The following is an 8,003-nucleotide window of genomic DNA, read 5'->3' on the forward strand; positions in this document are numbered from 1 at the left end:
GCGCGGCAGCCTCGGCGCCGCCACCGTCAACCTCGACATCGCCGACGGCACCCGCCAGGTCGCCGACCACCTCCTCGGCCTCGGCCACCGCGACGTCCTCCACCTCGCCGCCGACGTACCCTCCTGGACCTTCCACGTCCGCGCCGCCGCCCTCGTCGACCGGCTCACCGCCGCACCCGGCACCACACTGCGCACCGCGCGCTCCCCCATCACCATCGAGGACGCCCGGCACGCCGTCACCGAGGCCCTGCGGCACGGCCCCCGGCCCACCGCCGTGGTCTGCGACGACGACAAGCTCGCCGCCGGCGCCTACAAGGCCCTGCGCCGCCTCGGGCTGCGCATCCCGGACGACGTCTCCGTCACCGGCCTCGACGACCTCGCCCTCGCCACCGCCATCGACCCGGAGCTCACCACCGTCCGCCTCGACGCCGAGCTCTTCGGCGAACGCGGCATGCACGCGCTCCTCGCCGTCCTCGACGGCCGTACGCCCGACCAGGACGACATCCCGGTGCAACTCGTCGTACGCGGCTCGACCGCGCCGCCGAGGTCCTGAAACGCCCCGTGCCCCAGCCGGAGGGCCCGGCCGGGGCACGTACAGGGAAGGAAGCGGCTACTCGCCGGAGTCCTCGGAACCCGTGGCGTCCTCGGCGTCGTCCGCGCTCTCCGCCTCCGTCGCCGGGCCCTCCGCCTCCAGCAGGCGCGACAGCTGCGGGCCCACGATGCGCTTGAACTTCCGCTGCTGCGGGCGCGTACGGTCCAGGACGGCGACCTCAAGACGCTCCGCGGGGATCTCCCGCTGCGTGCCGTTCGCCTCCCGCGACAGCGCCTGCACCGCCAGCTTCAGCGCCTCCGCCAGGCTCATGCCGTCCCGGTGGCGCTGGTCCAGATAGTTGCTGATCAGCTCCGCGTTGCCGCCCACCGCGACCGAACCGTGCTCGTCCACGATCGAGCCGTCGTGCGGCAGCCGGTAGATCTGGTCGCCCTCGACCGTCTCACCGACCTCCGCGACCACCAGCTCCACCTCGTACGGCTTCTCCGCCGACGACGAGAAGATCGTCCCCAGCGTCTGCGCGTACACGTTCGCGAGGCCCCGCGCGGTCACGTCGTCACGGTCGTAGGTGTAGCCCCGCAGGTCCGCGTAGCGCACACCGCCGATCCTGAGGTTCTCGTACTCGTTGTACTTGCCCGCCGCCGCGAAACCGATCCGGTCGTAGATCTCGCTGAACTTGTGCAGCGCGCGCGACGGATTCTCGCCGACGAACACGATGCCGTCGGCGTACTGGAGGACGACCAGGCTCCGGCCCCGCGCGATGCCCTTACGGGCATACTCCGCGCGATCCGCCATCGCCTGCTGGGGGGAGACATAGAACGGCGTCGACACCGGTTACCCGTCCTTTTCTGTGGAAGTCACTCGATCACCTGACAAGAAACGAGATCCGCCGCTACAGCAGCGCGGCCCGCGGGCCGTCCGGCTGCTCCAGCCGCTTCTCCAGCACCGACCGGGCGATCTCGGCCGACTGATCGTCCGTCAGCCTGCGGAAACCCTCGTCGGTGATCACCGTGACGATCGGATAGATCCGGCGCGCGACATCCGGGCCGCCCGTCGCCGAGTCGTCGTCCGCCGCGTCGTACAGCGCCTGCACCACCAGGGTCGTCGCCTCGGACTCGGTCAGGCCCGCGTGGAACAGCTTCTTCATCGCGCCCCGCGCGAAGATCGAACCCGAGCCGACCGCCGCGAAGTTCTGCTCCTCCGAACGGCCGCCCGTCACGTCGTAGCTGAAGATCCGGCCCTTCGCGCGGTCCACGTCGAACCCGGCGAACAGCGGGACCACGGCCAGGCCCTGCATCGCCATGCCCAGGTTCGACCTGATCATCGTCGACAGGCGGTTCGCCTTGCCCTCCAGCGAGAGCTGCGCGCCCTCCACCTTCTCGAAGTGCTCCAGCTCCAGCTGGAACAGCTTCACCATCTCCACCGCGAGGCCCGCCGTGCCGGCGATCCCGACCGCCGAGTACTCGTCCGCCGGGAACACCTTCTCGATGTCCCGCTGGGCGATCATGTTCCCCATCGTCGCGCGGCGGTCGCCCGCGAGGATCACCCCGCCCTGGAACGTCACCGCGACGATCGTCGTCCCGTGCGGCGCCTCCACCACACCCTGCACCGGCGGCAACTGCCGGTTCCCCGGCAGCAGTTGCGGCTGATGCGCCGACAGGAAGTCCATGAACGACGAGGACCCGGGCGTCAGGAAGGCAGCTGGTAGACGCCCGGTGCTACGAGTGTTGGCTTCCACGAGATTCCTTCCAGGTAGGAGGCCGCCCGACGAACCGCATCGGGGTCGTCCCCCAACTTGCCGATGGCCGAATTGCAGTTGAAGCACAGTACGCCACGGACCCTACCCGTCTCATGGCAGTGATCCACATGAACGGCGGGGGCTTTCAGGCAGATGACACAGAGCCCTCGCTGCGAGGCGATCATCTCGTCGCGCTGGGCTTCGGTGAGGTTGTAGTTGCGCTTGAGGTGATCCCGCCGCCCCTGGGCCGCCTTGCATGTCTTGCAGAGTGTGGCCAAACCGTCCGAGGCGGTCCGGTTCCGTGTCCACTCGCTGTGCGGCTTGATCTCTCCCGCAGGTCCGGCAGAGCTTGTGGCCCGCCGGAACGTCGACCTTCTCCCACACCTTCTTGCCCATGGCCGCCCGACGGCGCCGGTAGTACGCGGCGCCGTACTCGGCCACGCACTCCCGGCACCGGGGCTGAAGGCCGTCCCGCCGGTTCTTGTCCTTCGCGAACGCTCCGGGCGACAGATCCCTGCCGCACCCCGAGCAATGCTTCGCATGTGGCGTATCCATGACCCTCGACCCCCGTCGCCTTCGATTCGAAGGTCAAATCGGACTATTGCCCACCTTTTTGAACGAACCCGCGCACGAAGTCCTCTGCATTCTCCTCGAGTACGTCGTCGATCTCGTCCAGAACCGAGTCGACGTCGTCGCTCAGCTTCTCGTGCCGTTCCTTGAGGTCCTCCGAGCCCGACGTCTCCGCCGCCTGCTCCTCGGTCTCTTCGTTCGTCCGGGTCGCCTTCTGCTGGCCGCCGCCGGTGTCCTTGGTCGCCATAACCCTCACCCCGCTCGATTCGCCCGACATGTCGGTGATGATCAGACCCTATAGTCCGGGTCTGACATCGGCCCCGCAGTTGGTACAACGTGCGGGGGCCACCTCGATGATTCCCGGAGGAGGGGGTTTCCACCCGTGTCCGGGGATCATGTGTTCAGCCGCCGGAGAGGACCCTGACCAGGTCTTCCGCGGTCCGGCAGCGGTCCAGAAGCTCCTTGACGTGATTTCGCGTTCCGCGTAGCGGTTCCAGGGTTGGGACGCGCTGGAGGCTGTCGCGCCCGGGCAGGTCGAAGATGACGGAGTCCCAGGACGCGGCGGCGACGTCGTCGGCGTACTGGTCGAGGCACCGCCCCCGGAAGTACGCCCGGGTGTCCTCCGGCGGCTCGGCCATGGCCCGCTCGACGTCCCGCTCGTCCAGCAGCCGCTTCATGCGCCCGCGCGCGGCGAGCCGGTTGTAGAGCCCCTTCTCGGCCCGTACGTCGGCGTACTGGAGGTCGACGAGGTGCAGGCGCGCGGCGTCCCAGTCGAGGTCGTCACGGCGCCGGTAGCCCTCCATCAGCTCCTTCTTGGCGACCCAGTCGAGCTCCCCGGCGAGGCTCATGGGGTCGTTCTCCAGCCGCGTGAGGGTGTCCTCCCAGCGCGCGAGGACGTCCTTGGTCTGCTCGTCCGCGTCCGCGCCGTAGCGTTCCTCGACGTACTTGCGGGACAGCTCGTAGTACTCCATCTGGAGTTGTACGGCGGTGAGTGTGCGCCCGCTGCGGAGGGTGACGAGGCGCTGGAGTCCGGGGTCGTGGGAGACCTGGTGGAGGGTGCGGACGGGCTGGTCGACGGCGAGGTCGACGGCGATGAAGCCGTCCTCGATCATGGAGAGGACCAGGGCCGTCGTGCCGAGTTTGAGGTAGGTGGAGATCTCGGAGAGGTTCGCGTCGCCGATGATGACGTGCAGGCGGCGGTACTTCTCCGCGTCCGCGTGGGGTTCGTCGCGGGTGTTGATGATGGGCCGCTTGAGGGTGGTCTCCAGGCCGACCTCGACCTCGAAGTAGTCGGCGCGCTGGCTGATCTGGAAGCCGTGTTCGTGGCCGTCCTGGCCGATGCCGACGCGTCCGGCGCCGGTGAAGACCTGGCGGGAGACGAAGAAGGGCGTGAGGTGGCGCACGATGTCGCTGAAGGCGGTCTCGCGCTTCATCAGGTAGTTCTCGTGCGTCCCGTAGGAGGCGCCCTTGTTGTCGGTGTTGTTCTTGTAGAGGTGGATGGGCTGGGCGCCGGGGAGCTGGGCGGCTCGTTCGGCGGCCTCGGCCATGATGCGCTCGCCGGCCTTGTCCCACAGGACGGCGTCGCGGGGGTTGGTGACTTCGGGCGAGCTGTACTCGGGGTGGGCGTGGTCGACGTAGAGGCGGGCGCCGTTGGTGAGGATGACGTTGGCGAGGCCGATGTCCTCGTCGGTGAGCTGGCTGGCGTCGGCGGCCTCCCGGGCGAGGTCGAATCCCCGGGCGTCGCGCAGGGGGTTCTCCTCCTCGAAGTCCCAGCGGGCCCGGCGGGCCCGGTGCATCGCCGCGGCGTAGGCGTTGACGATCTGGGACGAGGTGAGCATGGCATTGGCGTTGGGGTGGCCGGGGACGGAGATGCCGTACTCCGTCTCGATGCCCATTACTCGCCGTACGGTCATGCGGCCCTCCTTGCCCGGCGGCGCCCTTCGTGGGCGTCGCTCAAGTACCGCTGGTGCTGCGGTGCGTGTGCGGTGCCCGTCCCCGCACTGTGCGACTCGGCGGTACGAAAGAGCCTAGAACGCCTGCGCGCCGTCGGGGAGATCATTTGCGTCATTGCCTCGGTCCGGCTTCTGGCCGGTTTTTCGGTTGTGCGGGGGCTATGTGGTTTTTCCCGGGGAGTAAAACAGGGCGGCTGCGAGTGCCGGGGGCACCCGCAGCCGCCCTGTCTTCTTACAGGTACTGTCCGGTGTTCGCCACCGTGTCGATGGAGCGGCCGGTGTCGGCGCCCTGCTTTCCGGTGATGAGGGTGCGGATGTAGACGATCCGTTCGCCCTTCTTTCCGGAGATGCGGGCCCAGTCGTCCGGGTTGGTGGTGTTGGGGAGGTCCTCGTTCTCCTTGAACTCGTCCACGCATGCCTGGAGGAGGTGGGAGACGCGCAGGCCCTTCTGTTCTTTCTCCAGGAAGTCCTTGATCGCCATTTTCTTGGCGCGCCCGACGATGTTCTCGATCATGGCGCCGGAGTTGAAGTCCTTGAAGTAGAGGACTTCTTTGTCTCCGTTGGCGTAGGTGACTTCGAGGAAGCGGTTTTCCTCGGATTCGGCGTACATGTGCTCGACGGCGGTCTGGATCATGCTCTCGACGGTGACCGTCTTGCTGCCTCCGTGTTCGCCGAGGTCGTCGGCGTGCAGGGGGAGGCGTTCGGTGAGGTACTTGCCGAAGATGTCCTTGGCGGCTTCCGCGTCGGGGCGCTCGATCTTGATCTTCACGTCGAGGCGGCCGGGGCGCAGGATGGCCGGGTCGATCATGTCCTCGCGGTTGGAGGCGCCGATGACGACGACGTTCTGGAGGCCCTCGACGCCGTCGATCTCGGCGAGGAGCTGGGGGACGATGGTGTTCTCGACGTCGGAGCTGACGCCGGAGCCGCGGGTGCGGAAGAGGGATTCCATCTCGTCGAAGAAGACGATGACGGGGGTGCCCTCGGACGCCTTCTCGCGGGCGCGCTGGAAGACGAGGCGGATCTGCCGCTCGGTCTCGCCGACGTACTTGTTGAGGAGCTCGGGGCCCTTGATGTTGAGGAAGAAGCTCTTGCCCTGGGCCTGGCCGGTGACCTCGGCGACCTTCTTGGCCAGCGAGTTGGCGACGGCCTTGGCGATGAGCGTCTTGCCGCATCCGGGGGGCCCGTAGAGCAGGACGCCCTTGGGCGGGCGCAGCTCGTGCTCCTTGAACAGGTCCGGGTACAGGTACGGGAGTTCGACCGCGTCGCGGATGGCCTCGATCTGTCCGCCGAGGCCGCCGATCTGCTCGTAGCCGATGTCGGGGACCTCTTCGAGGACGAGTTCCTCGACCTCGCTCTTGGGCACGATCTCGTAGACGTAGCCGGAGCGGGGTTCGAGGAGGAGGGCGTCACCGGGCCGGATGGTGACGTCGAGGAGCGGTTCGGCGAGCCGGACCACCCTTTCCTCGTCGGTGTGGCCCTGGACGAGGGCGCGTTCGCCGTCCTCCAGGATCTCCTTGAGGGTGACGATGTCGCCGACGCTCTCGAACTCCATGGCCTCGACCACGTTGAGTGCTTCGTTGAGCATCACTTCCTGGCCGCGCCTGAGGTCGTCGAGGTCGACGCTCGGGCTGACGTTCACGCGGAGTTTGCGGCCTCCGGTGAAGATGTCGGCGGTGCCGTCCTCGTTGGCCGCCAGGAAGACTCCGAAGCCGGCCGGGGGCTGCGCGAGCCGGTCGACCTCCTCCTTGAGGGCGACGATCTGGTCGCGGGCCTCGCGGAGCGTGTTGGCGAGTCGTTCGTTCTGGGCGGACACGCCGGCCAGGTTGGTCTGTAGCTCGACGATCCGCTCTTCGAGAATCCTCGTGTGCCGCGGAGAGTCGGCGAGCTTGCGGCGCAGGACGGCGATCTCCTGCTCAAGGTAGGCAATCTGCCCGGACGGGTCGTCGGACCCTCGTCCCGGGCGGATGCCGCGGTTCATGTCGTCGTCGTGGGCTGCCACGGTCCTCACCTCCTCCATGGGGAGCTGGACGCTTCCAGACCCTACCTGGGTGGGTGTCGGTTGAAACCCCTAGATCACAAAGACGGTCGGGGTGTGTCCGATCTTCACCCTTGCGCTCTCCCTCACGCCAGGGGAATACCCACCGAACATGATTGGGAAGCCGGTCCGGGTAGGGTCGAAGTGTTCAACGGCGGTCAGAGCCTGCATGGTTCCCGTGGGGCTCGGTGTTAAACGGCGGGAGTCTCGGGAGTGGTGGACGTGGTCGCGGAGGCGGGTGCGCTGGAGGTCTGGATCGACCAGGACCTCTGCACGGGGGACGGGATCTGCGCGCAGTACGCGCCGGAGGTGTTCGAGCTCGACATCGACGGGCTGGCGTACGTGCGGGGTCCGGGGGACGAGCTGTTGCAGCATCCGGGTGCGGCGGTTCCGGTTCCGCTGCCGCTGCTGACGGACGTGGTGGATTCGGCGCGGGAGTGTCCGGGCGAGTGCATCCATGTACGGCGCGTTTCGGACAGCGTGGAGGTGTACGGCCCGGACGCGGAGTGACGGTTCGCTCACCCCGGGTCCGGTCGCGTGGCCGGTTTCAGACGCTGTGCGCGCCGGCCGGTGCCGTACGGACGAACCGGTCGTCCTTCCACCGCCACTGGGCCTCGCTCTTGACGTCGGGGCAGCAACGGGGCACGTCCGGCGTGGAGTAGCCGAGGATGCTCGCGCGTACGGCGCCGTCGGTGACCGCGACGGCGGTGACCGTGTTGCGGTCCTGGGCGGTGACGAGGGTGGCGACGACGCGCGGGGCGCTGTCCTTCGGGCCCCGGGTGAGGACGTACACGCTGTCGGGCGGGGTGCCCATCGGGGCGTCGCAGTGGACGACGGCGACGGTTTCCGGCCGTCCGTCCCCGTCGAGGTCCCCGGCGGCCTGTTTCACGACCAGCGCCTTCACGGGGCCGCAGTCCAGGGGGAACTTCACGCCGAGTACGGACGGGGCGACGGCGGCCGGTCTGTCGTCCGCCTTCGTCGTGGGCTGCGCGGCGGTCGCGGGTCCCGGCTGGATCACCGAGGAGAGGGCGACGACCCCCGCGAGGGCGGTGGCGGTCGCGACCCAGTGGATCGGGCGGGTGTGCGTGTGGGCCAGTTCCGGGACGACGGGGTGCTGCACGAGAGCGCGTCTCCTGTGGGGCTGTGCCGAAAGGGGGC

8 protein-coding genes and 1 pseudogene are annotated in these 8,003 nt (G+C 68.4%); 2 read left to right on the forward strand and 7 right to left on the reverse strand.

The window, feature by feature from the left end; genetic code table 11:
* Positions 1 to 553: LacI family DNA-binding transcriptional regulator (locus AOK24_RS18515; RefSeq protein WP_159051918.1), on the forward strand; the 553-nt coding region annotated here is incomplete at its 5' end.
* Between the two features lie 57 nt (positions 554 to 610).
* Here AOK24_RS18515 and prcA read toward each other — a convergent pair.
* The 6 genes and pseudogenes from prcA to arc all read right to left on the reverse strand — a co-directional run bounded on the left by prcA (position 611) and on the right by arc (position 6,809).
* The gene (prcA, locus tag AOK24_RS18520; protein ID WP_055721184.1) at positions 611 to 1,381 is read right to left on the reverse strand and encodes a proteasome subunit alpha; all 771 of its coding nucleotides are present in this window, start codon (positions 1,379 to 1,381) and stop codon (positions 611 to 613) included.
* A gap of 61 nt (positions 1,382 to 1,442) precedes the next feature.
* Positions 1,443 to 2,288 carry a proteasome subunit beta gene (prcB, locus tag AOK24_RS18525; RefSeq protein ID WP_055721185.1) on the reverse strand — a complete coding sequence of 282 codons (846 nt, stop codon included), beginning with the start codon at positions 2,286 to 2,288 and terminating at the stop codon, positions 1,443 to 1,445.
* Positions 2,240 to 2,843: pseudogene (locus AOK24_RS46030) on the reverse strand (endonuclease VII domain-containing protein). Before AOK24_RS46030 ends, prcB begins: the two are co-directional and overlap by 49 nt.
* Positions 2,844 to 2,886: 43 nt before the next feature.
* Complete coding sequence (locus AOK24_RS18530; RefSeq protein WP_055721186.1) at positions 2,887 to 3,105, reverse strand: ubiquitin-like protein Pup; 219 nt, start codon at positions 3,103 to 3,105, stop codon at positions 2,887 to 2,889.
* A gap of 154 nt (positions 3,106 to 3,259) precedes the next feature.
* Positions 3,260 to 4,771, reverse strand: a complete 1,512-nt coding sequence (gene dop / locus AOK24_RS18535) for a depupylase/deamidase Dop (RefSeq protein WP_338060941.1) — start codon at positions 4,769 to 4,771, stop codon at positions 3,260 to 3,262.
* Positions 4,772 to 5,042: 271 nt separating this feature from the next.
* Positions 5,043 to 6,809 carry a proteasome ATPase gene (arc, locus tag AOK24_RS18540; RefSeq protein WP_055721189.1) on the reverse strand — a complete coding sequence of 589 codons (1,767 nt, stop codon included), beginning with the start codon at positions 6,807 to 6,809 and terminating at the stop codon, positions 5,043 to 5,045.
* 252 nt (positions 6,810 to 7,061) lie between these two features.
* Here arc and AOK24_RS18545 point away from each other — a divergent pair, with 252 nt between their 5' ends.
* Positions 7,062 to 7,355: a ferredoxin gene (locus AOK24_RS18545; RefSeq protein ID WP_055721190.1), complete on the forward strand. Its 294-nt coding sequence runs from the start codon at positions 7,062 to 7,064 to the stop codon at positions 7,353 to 7,355.
* Positions 7,356 to 7,392: 37 nt separating this feature from the next.
* On the opposite strand, the gene AOK24_RS18550 is transcribed toward AOK24_RS18545, so the two are convergent.
* Positions 7,393 to 7,965, reverse strand: a complete 573-nt coding sequence (locus tag AOK24_RS18550) for a hypothetical protein (protein ID WP_055721188.1) — start codon at positions 7,963 to 7,965, stop codon at positions 7,393 to 7,395.
* Between the last annotated feature and the right edge of the window lie 38 nt (positions 7,966 to 8,003).

The organism is Streptomyces niveiscabiei (assembly GCF_001419795.1).
Taxonomy (GTDB): Bacteria; Actinomycetota; Actinomycetes; order Streptomycetales; family Streptomycetaceae; genus Streptomyces; species Streptomyces niveiscabiei.

Coding starts and splice junctions, on each gene's coding strand:
- AOK24_RS18530 (WP_055721186.1), bottom strand. CDS start 3,105: ATGGCGACCAAGGACACCGGCGGCGGCCAGCAGAAGGCGACCCGGACG.
- dop (WP_338060941.1), bottom strand. CDS start 4,771: ATGACCGTACGGCGAGTAATGGGCATCGAGACGGAGTACGGCATCTCC.